This window comes from Cyanobium gracile UHCC 0281, from assembly GCF_034931305.1.
GTDB lineage: Bacteria > Cyanobacteriota > Cyanobacteriia > PCC-6307 > Cyanobiaceae > Cyanobium > Cyanobium gracile_A.
Genome location: NZ_JAYGHY010000001.1, coordinates 88,232 through 103,073 on the forward strand (window position 1 = coordinate 88,232; position 14,842 = coordinate 103,073).

The following is a 14,842-nucleotide window of genomic DNA, read 5'->3' on the forward strand; positions in this document are numbered from 1 at the left end:
CTATGGGCAAGGCGCATTTCGGACTCATCGGCCTTGGCGTGATGGGTGAGAATCTGGTCCTCAACGCTGAGAGAAACGGCTTCTCCAGCGTCGTCTACAACCGGACCTACGCCAAGACCGAGGACTTCCTGGCCGGACGCGGTGCCGGCAAGGACATCGTGGGCGCCGCCACCCTGGAGGAGTTCGTGGCGGCGCTGGAGCGGCCCCGCCGCATCCTGATGATGGTCAAGGCGGGCGCTCCGGTGGACGCCACCATCGCCAGCATCTCGCCGCTGCTCGAGGAAGGTGATCTGCTGATCGACGGCGGCAACTCCCTCTACACCGACACCGAGCGGCGGGCGGCTGAGCTGGAGAGCAAGAGCTTCGGCTACATCGGCATGGGCGTCTCGGGGGGAGCCAAGGGCGCCCTGGAGGGCCCGAGCATGATGCCCGGCGGCACAAAGGCGGCCTATGACGCCATCGAAAGCCTGGTGACCAAGATGGCCGCCCAGGTGGAGGACGGCCCCTGCGTCACCTACATCGGTCCTGGCGGCGCCGGCCACTTCGTCAAGACCGTCCACAACGGCATCGAGTACGGCATCGAGCAGATCCTGGCCGAGGCCTACGACCTGATGAAGCGCATCGGCGGCCTTGATGGCGACGCCATGGCCGACGTGCTGGGAGGCTGGAACCAGACCGAGGAGCTCGCCTCCTTCCTGGTGGAGATCACCGAGGTGTGCCTGCGCACCAAGGATCCGGAAAGCGGTGGCGATCTGGTGGAGCTGATCGTCGATGCCGCCGGCCAGAAGGGCACCGGCCTGTGGACCGTGGTCAGCGCCCTGGAGATGGGCGTGCCCGTCCCCACCATCTACGCCGCCCTCAACGCCCGGGTGCTGAGCTCCCTGCGCAGCGAACGGATGGCGGCCGAATCGGTGCTGCACGGCCCCGCCCCCCACAGCTTCCCCCTGGGGGAGCCGGCCACCGGCATGGCGCCGCTGCGGGATGCCTGCATCCTGGCCTGCATCGCCAGCTACGGCCAGGGCATGGCCCTGCTGCAGGAGGCCTCGAAACTGCACGACTACAACCTCGATTTTTCGGCCATCGGCCAGATATGGAAGGGCGGCTGCATCATCCGGGCCCGGTTGCTGCAACGCATCCAGGACGCCTACGGCGCCAACCCCTCCCTTGCCAACCTGATGCTGGATCCCTGGTTCGCCGCCCAGGTCAACCAGCGCCTGGACGGCCTGCGCCAGGTGGTGGCGGGGGCGGCCCTGGCCGGCATCCCCGTGCCCTGTCTGAGCAGCACCCTCGATTACATCGACAGCTACCGCAGCGGCCGTCTGCCCCAGAACCTGGTGCAGGCGATGCGGGACTGCTTCGGCTCCCATACTTATGAACGCACGGACCGCCCCGGTGCGTTCCATACCGAATGGCTCGATTGACCGAACCCAGCACCCGCTATCACCTGATTGTTGCCGCCAGCCCCGAAGAGCTGGCCCGCCAGGCGGCCGAACAGATCGCCGCCGGCATCGACCTGGCCCTGGCCGAGCGGGACCGGGCCCAGATCGCCCTGGCCGGTGGTGAAACCCCGCGGGCGGCCTACAGCCGCCTGGGGGGCGAGCACCTGCCCTGGGAGCGGGTCGATGTGCTCCTGGGCGATGAGCGCTGGGTGCCGGCCGACGACCCCTCCAGCAATGCCCGCATGCTGCGCGAAACCCTCCTGGCCCAGGCGCCGGCCAGCCGGGCCCGGTTCCACCCGGTGCCCACCGACCGGCCCAGCGCCGAGGCCAGCGCCGTGGCCTATGCGGCGGAACTGGCGGTGCTCTGCCCCGGCCGGATGCCCCGCTTTGATGTGGTGCTGCTGGGCCTGGGCGACGATGGCCACACCGCCTCCCTGTTCCCGGGCACGGCAGCCCCCGGGGTGGTGGATCGCCCGGTCACCATCGGCGAAGGCAAGGGCCTGCCCCGCATCACGCTCACCGCGCCGGTGCTCTCGGCCGCCCGCCGGGTGATCTTTCTGGTCAGTGGCGCCGGCAAACGCCAGGCGCTCGCCCGGCTGCTCGATCCGAGTGAGCCCGCTGGCCGCACCCCCGCCCGGTTGGTGCGGCCGGCCTCGGAGGTGGTGATCCTCGCCGATGCCGCCGCCGCCGCCGACCTTCCCCCCCGCTGAGCCGACCATGCAGGTGGTGAGTGGCGATGGTTTCAGCGGCTGGCATGCCCTCAACGACACCGTGATGGGCGGCCGCAGCAGCGGCAGCTGCTCGGTCAGCAGCCGCGGGTTGCGCCTCGAGGCGGAGGTGGTGGAGCAGGGCGGTGGCTTCGTCAGCTGCCGCTCGCCGGTGTTCTCCCCGCCCCTGGATCTTTCCGATCAGGCCGCCTTTGAGCTGGAGCTGCAGGGGGATGGCCGCCACTACAAGCTCGCGGTCGCCTGTGCCGATGGCGTGGCGGGCCTCACCGAACTGATCCCCGGCGGGGTGCGCTGGGTGGCCAACTTCGCCACCAGCGCCGATGGCCCCTGCCGGCTGCGGATTCCCTTTGAGCAGCTGCGTCCCTCCATCCGGGCCAAGCCGATCGACGCCCTGCCCCTGGGCCTGCCGCTGCGCTTCGACGCCGCTCGCATCACCCGGCTGCAGATCCTGCACTCGAAGTTCGGCGACGACGGCAGCGCCAATCCCGGCTTCCGGGCAGGCCCTCTTCTGCTGGAACTGATGGCGATCCATGCCGTCACCTGAGTCCTCGATCGGCAGCGCCAACACCGACCTGAGCCGGCTGGTGGCGGCAGCGGCCGACCTCTGCCGCAAGCCCCTGCGCCATGCCGTGGTGTCGCCAAGCCTCGGCGGCGCGGCAGCGGAGGCGGACGCCGAGATCCACCAGAGCCTCGACCTCTGCCTGCGCCTGGAGGCCCGCACGCCCGAGGGGGAGCGGGTCCAGGCGGACGACCTGGAACTGGAGATCTACCGCAGCGGCGACGCGCTCAATCTCACCCTGGCCTGGTGCCACAGGGACGAGCAACCGCTGCTGTGGCAGGGAAGCCATCCGGTCTGGATGGATGGGGCCACGGGTCTGCGCAGCAGCTGTCCGCCCGATGGCGCACCACTGGAGGCCCTGGCCCGCCGCCTCCGGGCCCTGTTGCGGCCCGATCAGGACTGAGGCGACGGCAGGAGCACCAGCAAGGCCCCGATCCCCACCGAGGTCGGCAGTCGCCAGAGCTCGGCCGGTGCCTGCAGGGTGCGGCCGTCCCGATGCCGCAGGGTGAGCCCTTCGCAGCGCATCAACGGTTCAGCGGCCGAGGCGTCACTGGCCGGGTCCGCCCAAACCGCCTCCGGCAGCGCGCAGAACAGGGAGGCCGGCGAGCCCACCAGGCTGGCCCGGTCGAAGCCGATGCGTTCGCAGAGGCTGCCGTTGACCATCACCACCCGCTGGTCGGCGTCAAACACCGCCAGGGCGAAACTGGGGCTCTGGATCAGGGTCTCGAAGAGAGCGCTGAGGTCCTGGCCAAGCTTCTCCACCTGGCGCTGCTCGGTCACGTCGGCCAGGGTGCCAACCACGTAGCGATCGGTGGCTTCGGTGAGTACCCGGGCGTTTTCCTTCACCCAGCGGCGCTGGCCATCGCGGCGGATGATCCGGTACTCCACCGACCATCCCCCCTGCTTCAGGTCGCGGCTGGCCCAGACCCGCTCGCGATCGGCCGGATCGATGGCGTCATCGAGGAGTTCCGAATGGGCGAACAGCTCGGCCGGGGTCCAGCCCGTCAGGGGCAGGATGCGTTTGCTGGTGTAGAGGATGCGATGCAGGGTGTCGTCCCGCTTCCAGACCGCCTCATCGAGGGCATCGGTGAGGCTGGAGAAGGAATCCAGGGAGGCCTCGGCGGCCGTGCGCAGGGCCAGCAGTTCCGACACGTCGGTGAGGGTGATGATGGCTCCACGGCGCTGGCCCTCCTGTTCCTGGTAGGGCAACACCTGGGCCAGGTAGGCGATCTCCTCGTTCACCGCTTCGATGCTGCGCCGTGAGGCGCCGGCCAGCACCTCCCCCAGGGCCGCGCGCAGGCCAGGCAGGGCCACCGTGGTCGGGATGCCGAGCAGGGGCTGGCCGATGTCCCCCTCCACCAGGGCGAAGACGCGCACCGCCAACGGGGTGTAGCGGGTGATGCGCAGGTCGCGGTCGACGATCACCATCCCCTGGTTCAGGGAGCGCTGGATGTTCTCCAGGTCGGAACTGAGCTGCTGCAGGTCCTCCGTCCTGGCCCGCAACTGCTGGTTGAGGGTGGCCAGTTCCTCGTTGGTGGCCTGCAGTTCCTCGTTGGAGGATTCCAGCTCCTCATTGGACGACTGCAGTTCCTCCGAGGAGGCCTGCAGTTCCTCGGCGGAGGCTTCCAGTTCTTCGTTGGCCCCCTCCAGGTCGGCCATCGAGCGCCGCAGGGTGTCATGGCTGGTGAGCAGTTCCTTTTCCAGCCGGGCGATCTGCTCATCGAAGTCCGGGGCCCGGGTGAGCGGCTCGGCACTGGTGGCGGGCTTCTGAGCATCGGCCTGCCCAGGAAGAAAGCTCAGCAGCGTCAGCCGCCGCTCGTTGACTTGCAGGGGCCGTGCCTCCAGCTGCAGGTTCAGCCCGAACTTGGCAAGGTGCAGCATCCGGCTTCTGACCAATTGGCCATCGGCCCGGACGATCAGCAGAAGGGCGCGGGCCTCGGCCTGCAGATCGGGCAGCAGGAAGGTGGTGGCCGCACTGGAGATCCGTCCCTCCGGCAGCCGGCAGTAGGGGCTGACATCGCCGATCACTTCCACCAGTTCGTGGGATTCATCGAGGACCACACAGGGAGGACAGGTGCTGCGCACCAGAGCCTCCAGGGTGGCGACGTGCTCCTCGACCACGGTTTCCCGCAGGATCGAGATGCGGCCGACCGGACTGAACAGCGGCACGGACCGCTGGGCGGGTGGGGTGAACGTGGAATGGCGGCTGGGCTGGTTCTCCGCGGTGCGATAGAAGATGCGGTGCTCGGCATCGGCCACCGCAAACCCCTGGGTCTTCATGCCGAGCGACTCGGTCCGCCCCAGGAAGAGCAGGCCGGAGGGCAGCAGGCCGAAGCGAAACAGGCCCAGAACCCGGTCCTGCAGAGGTGGGGTGAAGTAGATGAGGGTGTTGCGGCTGCAGATCAGATCCAGGCGCGGAAAGGGGGGATCCATCCCCACGTTGTGGCGGGCAAACACGACGCAGTTGCGCAGGCCTTCGCAGATCTGCATTTCGCCGTTGTGGGGCACAACGAACCGCTTCTGCAGGGGGGCAGGGATTGCCTCGACGCCACTCGACGGGTAGGTGGCCCGGCGCGCGATGGCCAGGCTTTCCTCATCGAGATCGGTGCCGAAGATCTTGAGGTGATGGGCCAGATCCTGGGGATGGCCGAGCACCTCGCTGATCAGCATGCCGATGGAATAGACCTCTTCGCCCGTGGCACAGCCGGGCACCCACACCCTGAGGCGATCCCTGCGCGTGCGCTGGGCCACGTAGGCCCGCAGCAGTTCTCCGAGGACCGCAAACGAGTCGGGGTCCCGGAAGAAGGACGTCACCGAGACCAGCAGGTTGCGGACCAGGGCCGAGGACTCAAGCTTGTCGGTCGTCAGGAGCTGCAGGTACTCGTCCATGGTGTCCATCTGGCGCAGGGCCATTCGCCGCGACAGCTGACGCTGCAGGGTGGAGTCCTTGTACTGGCTGAAGTCGATGCCGCTGTGGTGCTTCAGCAGCTCCAGGGCGCTGCTGACGTTCACGGCCTCTGGCCGCGGCAGGCCTCGCTCCACCCAGTCGTCACCGGACTGCATCAGCTCGCAGAGATGTTCACCAATGGCGACCGGATCGAGGATGAGGTCGGCGCCTCCCATGGCGATGGCGGCCCTGGGCATGCCATCGAAGCGGGCGCTCTCGGGGGTCTGGGCGATGGTGAGGCCGCCGGCGGCACGGACGGACCTCAGACCGCGGGCCCCATCGGATCCGGTGCCTGAGAGGACGACGGCCGCGCCCCGCTCCACCCAGTGCTCGGCGATCGACGCGAACAGCCGATCGATGCTGGGGCTGGGACCGAAGCGCGGTTCGGGCTCCACCAGGGTCACCCGGTCGCCCAGCACGAGCATGTCGTGATTGGGTGGACAGACGGTGATCGTGCCGGGCAGCAACTCGGCCCCGTCCACCGCCTTGAGCACCTGCAACGCCGTGACCCGCGCGAGCAGGTCGACCATCAGGCTGCCGTGGTCGGGGGCCAGGTGCTGGGCCACGACATAGGCAACGTTGCCGCCCGAGGCGAGACTGCCCAGAAGCAGCTGCAGCGCCTCCAGCCCGCCTGCCGATGCACCGATGCCGACAAGATGCATCAATGGATCTGTAATAATTGTTTCTTCCTCGCCAGTCGTCCCCGAGGATGGAACGGCATCGGCAGGCAAGGGCGGGGATGGCGCAGGCAAGGACTCTGCATCACTGGATTCTTCCATCCGCAGGCAGGCGACGAAGAGGGATTAAGGACTTTAACCGCTGAACACTTGGACTCTCTGAGACGGGCTTGCTCCAACCTCAGATCCGAAGCTGGCGTCCATCGCATTGGATCGGCGCTTCTTGCTTCGACTCAGAGGCTTTCAGCACGGACTGAATAGCTCGGCGGAGAACTTTAGATCATTCCTCCTATCCGGTGATGAAGCAGAATTCTGCCTGTCTTAATCAACAAAGCAAACAAAGCGCGAAGCCGTATGATTGCCCTTGCTGGGCAAATCCTGCCCCATAATGTTGAACCAATGGAAATTGTGGTAGAATTGTTAGTGCGCTGGGAAAGGGGCGGATCACCCGATGTCTAGCGGGCCACATTTTCCAAATCTGCGGCATCAGCAGGCGGCTCTCTTCTCGAATCCCCTGCTTCACCAGCTGGAGCTCAGCGAAGACCCACAAGCCTGTGCGTCGTTGTTGCAGGAGGCGCTGCCTGTGATGGAGTTGCAGCCGCTCGAACCTGCTGCAACCTGGTGGTTCTACGGCGCCAATCTTCCATTCGGCACCATGGTGGCTACGGCCTGGACAGCCAAGCCGATGCGCGTCGCCTTCAGCGATCGCCGCGAACGTATCGCCCTCTTCGGCTGCGGTGGGGAGCAGCGCCTGCGCCAGGCCTCCCGCACCTGGCACTGCAGCAATGGCTGCTGTCTGTTGATGGCCAAGGCCCCCTGCACGATGGAGACGTCCTTCTCTTCCGCCGTGGCCTTCGCCCTGTCCGATGAGCATCTCCTCCAGGCGGCGCTCAGCATGGGCGGGTATTACCAGCAACCGGAGGAGTGGCAGGATATCCTGGACCAGGCCCACGGCTGGAGCCCGCCGGCGGATCCGGCCACCCCGTCGCTGCTGGTGGCCCTGCAGCAAACGATGGTCATGGCCGGGCAACTCTCCGGCTACGGGCGCGGATTGCTCGATTCTCTACGGTTTGACGATCAGATCCACCGGCTGATGGCGGCGATGCTGCTGCCGGATCTGCGCGAAGAGAAATCTCTCGATCGGCTGCGCCATCGCCAGCGGCAGGGCCGTGATGCCTTTGATGAACTGATCGACTACATCAAACAGAATCTCGGCAGTCCGCTGACACTGAGCATCCTGGAGTCCAGGAGCCATTATTCACGCCGGGCCCTGCAGTATGCCTTCGCCGAGCGCATGGGCTGCGGCGCCACCCAGTGGATCAAGAATCAGCGTCTCGACCTGGCCAGGCGGCGGCTGGAGAATCCCACGGCCACCGACAGTGTGAGCAGCATCGCTAAGGACTGCGGTTACCGCTCCCTCGGTTTGTTCAGTGTGGATTTCCAGCAACGTTTCCACGTCAAGCCGTCCCAGCTGCTGCGCGAATCCCGGCCGGACTAGCGGCCGGGACCGACCCCTCAGGCGTGACGCTGGTACCCATCCATGGCTTCTGAGCGGCTCTGATGGTGCTCATTGGGCTGGAGCGCCTGCAGCGACGTTTCAATCAGGTAGGCGGCCAAGTTGGAGAGGGAACGTCCCTGGTGGTTGCTGCGCTCGATCAGGGCTTGGTAGGCGTTATAAGGAATGGTGATCGTGACTCGCACAGGCCGCAGGAAAGGGCCCGGGGTGGACTGGCTTCGCATGGCATCGGGGCGGCTACACAACTGGTATAGAACGAATTCGTAGCGCTGTGAGGCCGCGATTTCTGCCACAACAGCTACCTCATCAGGGCAAGAGGTGAGGACTGCACTTCGATTCAGCCTGCTGTGATCAGCAGCGTGGCTCCGGCGGCGGCTGCGCAGGTCTGCATCAAGTTGCGTCTCTTGCGCATTTCTTAAGCCTGGCTTGATGGCGGCTGATCAGTCCGGTGGCTGGTCGGTCACGGCCCCCAGGCTGCTGCTGCTCACCTGGCGGGCGTATTTGCCGAGCACCCCGGTGCGGTAGCGGGGCTCAGGCCTGGTCCAGGCGCTGCGGCGCCGCGCCAGCTCGTCGTCCGCCACGTTCAGCTGGATCAGGCGTTGCCTGGCATCCACGGTGATGCTGTCGCCCTCCTGCACCAGGGCGATGGTGCCGCCCACGGCGGCTTCCGGGGCCACGTGGCCCACCACCATGCCGTAGGTGCCGCCTGAGAAACGGCCATCGGTGATCAGGGCCACCGAATCCCCCAGCCCCTCGCCGATGATCGCGGCGGTGGGGGCCAGCATCTCCCGCATGCCGGGGCCGCCCACGGGCCCCTCGTAGCGGATCACCACCACATCGCCGGCGCTGATGCCCTTCTCGAGGATGGCGGCCAGGGCGGCCTCCTCGCTCTCGAACACCCTTGCCGGGCCCGTGATCACTGGATTCTTGACCCCGCTGATCTTGGCGACGCAGCCCTCTTCGGCCAGGTTGCCCCGCAGGATCGCCAGGTGGCCCTGGGCGTAGAGGGGGTTGGAGAGGGGCCGGATCACCTCCTGATCGGCCGGGGGCTCGGAGGGGACATCGGCGAGCACCTCGTGCAGGCTGCGCCCCTCGATCGTGCGGCAATCGCCGTGCAGCAGGCCAGCGTCCAGCAGCAGCTTCATCACCTGGGGGATGCCGCCGGCCCGGTGGAGATCCACGGTGACGAAGCGGCCGCTGGGCTTGAGATCGCAGATCACGGGCACCTTCTGGCGGATCGTCTCGAAGTCGTCGATCGTCAGCGGCACGCCGGCGGTGCGGGCGATCGCCAGCAGGTGCAGCACCGAATTGGTGGAGCCACCCACCGCCATGATCACGGCGATGGCGTTCTCGAACGCCTCCCGGGTGAGCAGATCCCGCGGCCGGATGTCGGCGGCGATCGCCTGCACCAGCACCTCAGCGGAGCGGGCCGCGCTGTCCGCCTTTTCCGGATCCTCCGCCGCCATCGTGGAGCTGTAGGGCAGGCTCAGCCCGAAGGCTTCGAAGGCCGAGCTCATCGTATTGGCGGTGAACATGCCGCCGCAGCTGCCGGCGCCGGGGCAGGCGTTCTTCTCGATCGCCAGCAGTTCCGCCGCATCGATGCGGCCGCCCGACAACTGCCCCACCGCCTCGAAGGCACTCACCACCGTGAGATCACAGGGCCCCAGTTTCCCCGGTTTGATCGTGCCGCCGTACACGAAGATCGCCGGGATGTTCATGCGGGCCATGGCGAGCATGGCGCCGGGCATGTTCTTGTCGCAGCCGCCGATGGCCAGCAGGCCATCCATGCTCTGGGCGTTGCAGGCGGTTTCGATCGAGTCGGCGATCACCTCCCGCGATACCAGCGAATACTTCATCCCCTCGGTGCCCATCGAGATGCCGTCGCTGACGGTGATGGTGCCGAACATCTGCGGCATCGCTCCGGCGACCCGGGCGGCCTGCTCGGCCCGCCGGGCCAGGTCGTTCAGACCGATGTTGCAGGGCGTGATCGTGCTGTAGCCGTTGGCGATGGCCACGATCGGCTTGCCGAAGTCATCATCCCCGAAGCCCACGGCCCGGAGCATGGCCCGGTTGGGGGAGCGTTGAAGGCCCTTGGTGATGGCGTCGGAGCGCAGCATGGCCGGGGTGGTTCGAATCTGCAGCAACCTACCGAGGGGCCTGCGCCCTCAGGGCTGGGGCTGCAGCTGCTCCAGCTGGCGGCGCACTTCGTCGATCGCCTGGTTGAGCTTCTGGACGCGGTCGTGGAGCTGGTCACGGCCCACCGGCTCGCCGCTGGCCTCCGCCAGCCGGGAGATCCGCAGCATCCGCAGCTGTCGCTGCACGAGGTGCCGCCGTTCAGCGCGGCGCAGCAGCCAGACCGCCAGGCCCGCGGCTCCCGTCACCGCACCGGCGGCCGCCGCCAGCAACACCAGCCCCCCGGCGGACGATTGCTCCCTGGTATCAGCCATGAACCTGCACGTGTCGGTGGGCCCGGAAGGGAGAACCCAGACTAGGCAGTGGCGGAAGCGATTCCATACAGCCGTTCACTGACCTCGCCGAAGCCGGGCACGACGCGGTGCTGATCGTCCACCTCGGGGTCGATGCCGGCGCAATAGATGGTGAGCTGCCCGTGGCGCTCCCCGACGACCTGGAGTCCGGGGTTGGCCGCCAGGGCCGTGATCACCCGCAGCCGTTGGCCCTCGACACCGAGCCCCTGGAGCCGGTCGAGCAGGGCCAGCAGGATCGAGCCGCTGGCGAGGCAGGGCAGAAACACCAGCACGCCACTGCGGGGATCAATGGTGGACGGCAGATCATCCAGGAACCAGTGGGGCTTGTGGTCTGGCCCGCAGGGCTCGATGCCCACGTGGGCCAGCTGGGCCGAGGGCAGCACCGTCTGGGCTCCCTGCCACAGGCCCAGCCCGCCCCGCAGCACAGGAATCACCAGCAGGGGGATCTCTGGATCCACCACCTGGCCCTCACTGCGGCCCAGCGGCGTCTCGACCGTCACGCGGCGATGGGGCAGCCAGTCGCGCAGGGATTCATAAGTGAGCCAGCGGCCCAGTTCCGCCATGGCGGTGGCGAACAGGGGCGACGGGGTGGCCCCATCACGCAGCAGGGTGAGCCAGTGGCCGATGAGGGGATGGGGGGGCACCACCACCCGCAGGGACATGCTCATGACGGGCTGCTTCTGCCATAGCTTGAACCGGCAGCGTACCGGTGTGGCATGGCCCCCAGCTTCCAGTCCTTTGTCGCCTTCGGCCGCCGCTTCGCCCTCCTGCTGGGGCCCCTGCTCGCCCTGGTGCTGTGCTGCTCCGTGCTGCCGGCCGGGCCGGCGCTGGCGATCACCGCCCCGGAGCTGCGGGCCCAGCGCTCCTTCCAGGACCTCGATCCCGATCTGCGGGGGCGCAATCTGCAGCAGCAGGAATTCCTCAAGGCCTCCATGGAGGGCTTCGACCTGCGGGATACCGATCTGCGCGGGGCCGTGTTCAATTCCTCCAATCTGCGCCAGGCGGATCTGCGCGGCGCCGATCTCGAGGACGTCGTGGCGTTCGCCACCCGTTTTGATGGTGCCGACCTGCGCGGGGCCCAGTTCCGCAACGCCATGCTCATGCAGAGCCGCTTCCGGGATGCCCAGATCGACGGGGCCGACTTCAGCGACGCCGTACTCGATCTGCCCGAGCAGAAAGCCCTCTGCGCCCGAGCTTCCGGCCGCCATCCCGTCACCGGGGTGGCCACCAGCGAGAGCCTCGGCTGCCGTTGATGGCCGGCTGCGGCGCCTCCCTTAGGTTTCGGTGCTGCCTTCGCCTCTGCTCTGATGACGGCCACCCGCTCCAGACGTCTGCCGGTCACGGTGGTGACCGGTTTCCTGGGGGCCGGCAAGACCACCCTGCTGCGCCATCTGCTGCTGGAGAGCGGCCTGCGCCTGGCCGTGCTGGTCAATGAGTTCGGCGAGGTGGGCATCGACGGCGACCTGATCGCCTCCTGCGGCTTCTGCCCGGAGGAGGAGCTCGACGACCGCCTGGTGGAACTGGCCAACGGCTGCCTCTGCTGCACGGTGCAGGACGAGTTCCTGCCCACCATGACCCGCCTGCTGGAGCGCGCCGACCGCCTCGACGGCATCGTGGTGGAAACCAGTGGCCTGGCCCTGCCCGAGCCCCTGGTGGCCGCCTTCGGCTGGCCGGAGATCCGCAGCCGCACGCGCGTCCACGGGGTGGTCACGGTGGTGGACGGGGAGGCCCTGGCCGCCGGCCATGTGGTGGGTGATGCCGCGGCGGTGGACGCCCAGCGCCAGGCTGATCCCAGCCTCGACCACATCAGCGCCATCGAGGATCTGTTCGCCGACCAGCTCGGTGCCGCCGATCTGGTGCTGGTCAGCCGTGCCGACCGGTTGGAGCCGGAGGCCTTCGAGCGGGTGAAGACCAGCCTGGCGGCGGGCCTGCGCCCCGGCACCGTGGTGTTGCCGATGGCCCGGGGCCGCCTCGATCCCTCCCTGGTGCTGGACGGCCCCGGCAGGGAGGAGGCCGACGAGCACCACGACCATCACGACCATGACCACGACCACGACCACCACGACCATGCCCACGTGGCGATGGAGTCGCTGCTGCTGCGCCGCTCCGGACGCTGGGAGCGGGCCGCCCTGGAAGCGGCGCTGCAACGGCTGCTGATCGAGCATCCGGTGGTGCGGCTCAAGGGCCGGCTGCGCCAGGGAGGCAAGCGGCTGCCGCTGCAGATCCAGGGGGTGGGCCGGCGGCTCGAGTGCTGGTATGAGGAGCGCTCCCCTGCTCCAGCCGACGAAGCACCCGCTGGCGCCCCTGGCGAGCAGGACGCCGATGGCCTGGAGCTGGTGGTGCTGGCCACCACAGGAGCCGCCGGCCCCCTGCGTCAGGCCCTCGATCGCCTCTGAGCAAGGTGCGCCCAGGTCAGTCGAGGGGAATGTCCCCCCGGGCGCAGACCCCATCCCAGCAGAGGTCGCTGTTCTCCACCCAGCGGCTGTTGACCGGCTGCCAGTTGCCCGAGGGTTTGAGCATCGTCACCTTGCCCCGGCCGTCGTGGCGGAACTCGATGCGCTGCCCCCCCACCAGCAGGAACCAGTGCAGGCCCAGCTCCTCCACCTGCATGTGGCAGTCCTGCCAGGGCCCATCCGCCAGGCGGCACTGCAACGAAACCAGGCCCGGTATCGAATGGGCCTGCAGGGCGGCACAGGCCACGGTGAGACCCATCAGCCAGGCCAGCACACGAGGGGCCAACGGATCCAGCAGAAACCTCCGCAGGGAAGGCACCACGGCCAGCGGAACATGGGACCAACCCCAGGCTGGTCAACCGAGGGAGTGGCTGGTGGGGCGTGCTGCCAAGATTTAACAAACGTCCGTGCCCCCGGTGCCGCTCTTCAACGCCCGTGTTCAGGTCTCCCTGCGACCCTCCGTGCTGGATCCTGCCGGGGAAGCCACCCGGGCCGCCGCCGCCCGGCTCGGGGTGGAGGGCGTCAAACGGCTGCGGATCGGCAAAGCGATCGAACTGGATCTGGAGGCCCCGGACCGGGCGACCGCCCAGGCCCGACTCGAACTCCTCAGCGACCGTCTGCTGGCCAATCCGGTGATCGAGGACTGGTCGCTGGATCTGGCCGAAGCGGGTTGAGGGGAGCGGAACGATGACCGTCGGCATTGTTGTGTTTCCCGGCTCCAACTGTGACCGGGATGTGGCCTGGGCCCTGGAGGGCTGTCTCGACATCCCCGTGCGCTTCCTCTGGCATGAGGAGCGGGACCTGTCCGGCCTCGAGGCCGTCGTCCTGCCGGGGGGCTTCAGCTATGGCGACTACCTGCGCTGCGGCGCCATCGCCCGCTTCGCCCCGGTGCTGGAGGAGGTGCGCACGTTCGCCGAGCGCGGCGGGCCCGTGCTCGGCATCTGCAACGGCTTCCAGGTGCTCACGGAGATGGGTCTGCTGCCCGGAGCCCTCACCCGCAACCGGGATCTGCACTTCCTCTGCCAGAGCAGCGAGCTGGAGGTGCAGCCCGGCCGCTGCCGCTGGCTCGCTGCCTATGGCACAGGCGAGCGGATCAGCCTGCCGATCGCCCATGGAGAAGGGCGCTATCAAGTGGAGCCCCAGGAGCTGCAGCGCCTCGAAGACCAGGGGTCTGTCGTGCTGCGCTACGTGGCCAACCCGAATGGCTCCCGGGGAGATGTGGCCGGCCTGACGGACCCGACGGGCCGCGTTCTCGGCCTGATGCCCCATCCGGAGCGGGCTTGCGACCCGATCACCGGTGGCCTTGATGGCCGCCGTCTACTGGCCTCGCTGCTGGGCTGAGCGCTCAGTCCAGCGCGGCGAAGAAGTCCTGACTGCGCCGGGGATCGGCCGCCAGGGTCCGGCCGCCCGGCGTCCAGTCGGCGGGACAGACCTGACCCGGGTGGTCCCGCACCCACTGGAAGGCCTGCAGCAGCCTGAGGGTTTCATCCACACTGCGGCCGACGGCCGGGTCGTTGACGGTGCTGTGGCGGATCACGCCATCGGGATCGATCAGGAACAGCCCCCTCAGGGCCGTGCCGGCCTCTTCATCCAGTAACTGGTAGGCCCTGGCGATCTCCTTGTTGAGGTCGGAGATCAGGGGATAGGCCACATCCCCGAGGCCACCGCTCTTGCGCTCGGTCTGCACCCAGGCCAGATGGCTGTAGGGACTGTCAACGGAGACGGCCAGGATGTCGGTGGCGAGGCGGGCGAATTCAGCCTGGCGGTCGCTGAAGGCGGTGATCTCGGTGGGACAGACGAAGGTGAAATTGAGTGGGTAGAAGAACAGCACCACATCCCGGCCGCGGTAGTCCCGCAGTGCCAGCTCTCGGAACTCCTGATCCACCACAGCGGTGGCGCGAAAATCGGGGGCCTGAAGGCCGACGAGCCTGCCCGTGCTGGTCATGGTGGCGCCGTCCTCGGCAGGGGTTCAACCCCCATGCTGCCTGCCACCGAGCCGGGCCCTACGATGATTGTCAAGTCAGCGACACATCCGCG

General features: G+C 68.0%; 16 protein-coding genes. 9 read left to right on the forward strand and 7 right to left on the reverse strand.

What is annotated here, in order from left to right; translation table 11 throughout:
- Window positions 1–2 precede the first annotated feature (2 nt).
- Genes gndA through VB739_RS00465 form a run of 4 tightly spaced genes read left to right on the forward strand, consistent with a single transcriptional unit; the run spans window position 3 to window position 3,129 of the window.
- Window positions 3–1,421 carry an NADP-dependent phosphogluconate dehydrogenase gene (gene gndA / locus VB739_RS00450; protein WP_323355181.1) on the forward strand — a complete coding sequence of 473 codons (1,419 nt, stop codon included), beginning with the start codon at window positions 3–5 and terminating at the stop codon, window positions 1,419–1,421.
- Window positions 1,409–2,149, forward strand: a complete 741-nt coding sequence (pgl, locus tag VB739_RS00455; protein WP_323355182.1) for a 6-phosphogluconolactonase — start codon at window positions 1,409–1,411, stop codon at window positions 2,147–2,149. The genes gndA and pgl overlap by 13 nt, the downstream gene beginning before the upstream one ends.
- On the forward strand, window positions 2,115–2,711 hold the full coding sequence (locus VB739_RS00460; RefSeq protein ID WP_416233279.1) for a CIA30 family protein: 597 nt from the start codon (window positions 2,115–2,117) through the stop codon (window positions 2,709–2,711). Before pgl ends, VB739_RS00460 begins: the two co-directional genes overlap by 35 nt.
- On the forward strand, window positions 2,698–3,129 hold the full coding sequence (locus VB739_RS00465; protein ID WP_323355183.1) for a hypothetical protein: 432 nt from the start codon (window positions 2,698–2,700) through the stop codon (window positions 3,127–3,129). The genes VB739_RS00460 and VB739_RS00465 overlap by 14 nt, the downstream gene beginning before the upstream one ends.
- On the opposite strand, the gene VB739_RS00470 is transcribed toward VB739_RS00465, so the two are convergent.
- Window positions 3,120–6,335, reverse strand: a complete 3,216-nt coding sequence (locus VB739_RS00470; protein ID WP_323355184.1) for a chemotaxis protein CheB — start codon at window positions 6,333–6,335, stop codon at window positions 3,120–3,122. The two genes, VB739_RS00465 and VB739_RS00470, sit on opposite strands and share 10 nt — an antisense overlap.
- Window positions 6,336–6,936: 601 nt before the next feature.
- Between VB739_RS00470 and VB739_RS00475 the strand changes: the two genes are divergently transcribed.
- Window positions 6,937–7,848, forward strand: coding sequence for an AraC family transcriptional regulator (locus VB739_RS00475; protein ID WP_323355185.1), 912 nt, complete (start codon window positions 6,937–6,939; stop codon window positions 7,846–7,848).
- 17 nt (window positions 7,849–7,865) lie between these two features.
- Here VB739_RS00475 and VB739_RS00480 read toward each other — a convergent pair whose 3' ends face one another.
- The 4 genes from VB739_RS00480 to upp all read right to left on the reverse strand — a co-directional run bounded on the left by VB739_RS00480 (window position 7,866) and on the right by upp (window position 11,020).
- On the reverse strand, window positions 7,866–8,090 hold the full coding sequence (locus tag VB739_RS00480; protein ID WP_323355186.1) for a ribbon-helix-helix domain-containing protein: 225 nt from the start codon (window positions 8,088–8,090) through the stop codon (window positions 7,866–7,868).
- A 216-nt stretch (window positions 8,091–8,306) separates the two neighbouring features.
- Window positions 8,307–9,983, reverse strand: coding sequence for a dihydroxy-acid dehydratase (gene ilvD, locus VB739_RS00485; protein ID WP_323355187.1), 1,677 nt, complete (start codon window positions 9,981–9,983; stop codon window positions 8,307–8,309).
- A 48-nt stretch (window positions 9,984–10,031) separates the two neighbouring features.
- Entirely contained in the window at window positions 10,032–10,313 is a 282-nt protein-coding gene (locus VB739_RS00490; RefSeq protein WP_323355188.1) for a hypothetical protein, read from the reverse strand.
- A gap of 41 nt (window positions 10,314–10,354) precedes the next feature.
- Window positions 10,355–11,020: a uracil phosphoribosyltransferase gene (upp, locus tag VB739_RS00495; RefSeq protein ID WP_323355189.1), complete on the reverse strand. Its 666-nt coding sequence runs from the start codon at window positions 11,018–11,020 to the stop codon at window positions 10,355–10,357.
- Between the two features lie 48 nt (window positions 11,021–11,068).
- On the opposite strand from upp, the gene VB739_RS00500 reads away from it, so the two are divergent.
- Together VB739_RS00500 and cobW are read left to right on the forward strand one after the other, a co-directional pair.
- The gene (locus tag VB739_RS00500; RefSeq protein WP_323355190.1) at window positions 11,069–11,605 is read left to right on the forward strand and encodes a pentapeptide repeat-containing protein; all 537 of its coding nucleotides are present in this window, start codon (window positions 11,069–11,071) and stop codon (window positions 11,603–11,605) included.
- Window positions 11,606–11,659: 54 nt separating this feature from the next.
- On the forward strand, window positions 11,660–12,748 hold the full coding sequence (gene cobW, locus VB739_RS00505) for a cobalamin biosynthesis protein CobW (RefSeq protein WP_323355191.1): 1,089 nt from the start codon (window positions 11,660–11,662) through the stop codon (window positions 12,746–12,748).
- A 16-nt stretch (window positions 12,749–12,764) separates the two neighbouring features.
- Here the strand turns inward: cobW and VB739_RS00510 are convergent, their stop codons facing one another.
- Window positions 12,765–13,127, reverse strand: coding sequence for a hypothetical protein (locus tag VB739_RS00510; protein ID WP_323355192.1), 363 nt, complete (start codon window positions 13,125–13,127; stop codon window positions 12,765–12,767).
- A gap of 94 nt (window positions 13,128–13,221) precedes the next feature.
- Here VB739_RS00510 and purS point away from each other — a divergent pair, with 94 nt between their 5' ends.
- Both purS and purQ read left to right on the forward strand, forming a co-directional pair.
- Entirely contained in the window at window positions 13,222–13,479 is a 258-nt protein-coding gene (gene purS, locus VB739_RS00515) for a phosphoribosylformylglycinamidine synthase subunit PurS (protein ID WP_094584545.1), read from the forward strand.
- A gap of 13 nt (window positions 13,480–13,492) precedes the next feature.
- Window positions 13,493–14,146 carry a phosphoribosylformylglycinamidine synthase subunit PurQ gene (gene purQ, locus VB739_RS00520; protein ID WP_323355193.1) on the forward strand — a complete coding sequence of 218 codons (654 nt, stop codon included), beginning with the start codon at window positions 13,493–13,495 and terminating at the stop codon, window positions 14,144–14,146.
- Between the two features lie 4 nt (window positions 14,147–14,150).
- Here the strand turns inward: purQ and VB739_RS00525 are convergent, their stop codons facing one another.
- Window positions 14,151–14,750, reverse strand: coding sequence for a peroxiredoxin (locus VB739_RS00525; protein ID WP_323355194.1), 600 nt, complete (start codon window positions 14,748–14,750; stop codon window positions 14,151–14,153).
- Window positions 14,751–14,842 lie beyond the last annotated feature (92 nt).

Bases quoted from the DNA above. Each gene is read 5' to 3' on its own strand.
- VB739_RS00500 (WP_323355190.1), top strand. From the start codon at position 11,069: ATGGCCCCCAGCTTCCAGTCCTTTGTCGCCTTCGGCCGCCGCTTCGCC.
- purQ (WP_323355193.1), top strand. From the start codon at position 13,493: ATGACCGTCGGCATTGTTGTGTTTCCCGGCTCCAACTGTGACCGGGAT.
- VB739_RS00475 (WP_323355185.1), top strand. From the start codon at position 6,937: ATGGAGTTGCAGCCGCTCGAACCTGCTGCAACCTGGTGGTTCTACGGC.
- VB739_RS00460 (WP_416233279.1), top strand. From the start codon at position 2,115: ATGCCGCCGCCGCCGCCGACCTTCCCCCCCGCTGAGCCGACCATGCAG.
- VB739_RS00490 (WP_323355188.1), bottom strand. From the start codon at position 10,313: ATGGCTGATACCAGGGAGCAATCGTCCGCCGGGGGGCTGGTGTTGCTG.
- cobW (WP_323355191.1), top strand. From the start codon at position 11,660: ATGACGGCCACCCGCTCCAGACGTCTGCCGGTCACGGTGGTGACCGGT.
- upp (WP_323355189.1), bottom strand. From the start codon at position 11,020: ATGAGCATGTCCCTGCGGGTGGTGGTGCCCCCCCATCCCCTCATCGGC.
- VB739_RS00470 (WP_323355184.1), bottom strand. From the start codon at position 6,335: ATGCATCTTGTCGGCATCGGTGCATCGGCAGGCGGGCTGGAGGCGCTG.
- VB739_RS00465 (WP_323355183.1), top strand. From the start codon at position 2,698: ATGCCGTCACCTGAGTCCTCGATCGGCAGCGCCAACACCGACCTGAGC.
- ilvD (WP_323355187.1), bottom strand. From the start codon at position 9,983: ATGCTGCGCTCCGACGCCATCACCAAGGGCCTTCAACGCTCCCCCAAC.
- gndA (WP_323355181.1), top strand. From the start codon at position 3: ATGGGCAAGGCGCATTTCGGACTCATCGGCCTTGGCGTGATGGGTGAG.
- pgl (WP_323355182.1), top strand. From the start codon at position 1,409: ATGGCTCGATTGACCGAACCCAGCACCCGCTATCACCTGATTGTTGCC.
- VB739_RS00525 (WP_323355194.1), bottom strand. From the start codon at position 14,750: ATGACCAGCACGGGCAGGCTCGTCGGCCTTCAGGCCCCCGATTTTCGC.
- VB739_RS00480 (WP_323355186.1), bottom strand. From the start codon at position 8,090: ATGCGAAGCCAGTCCACCCCGGGCCCTTTCCTGCGGCCTGTGCGAGTC.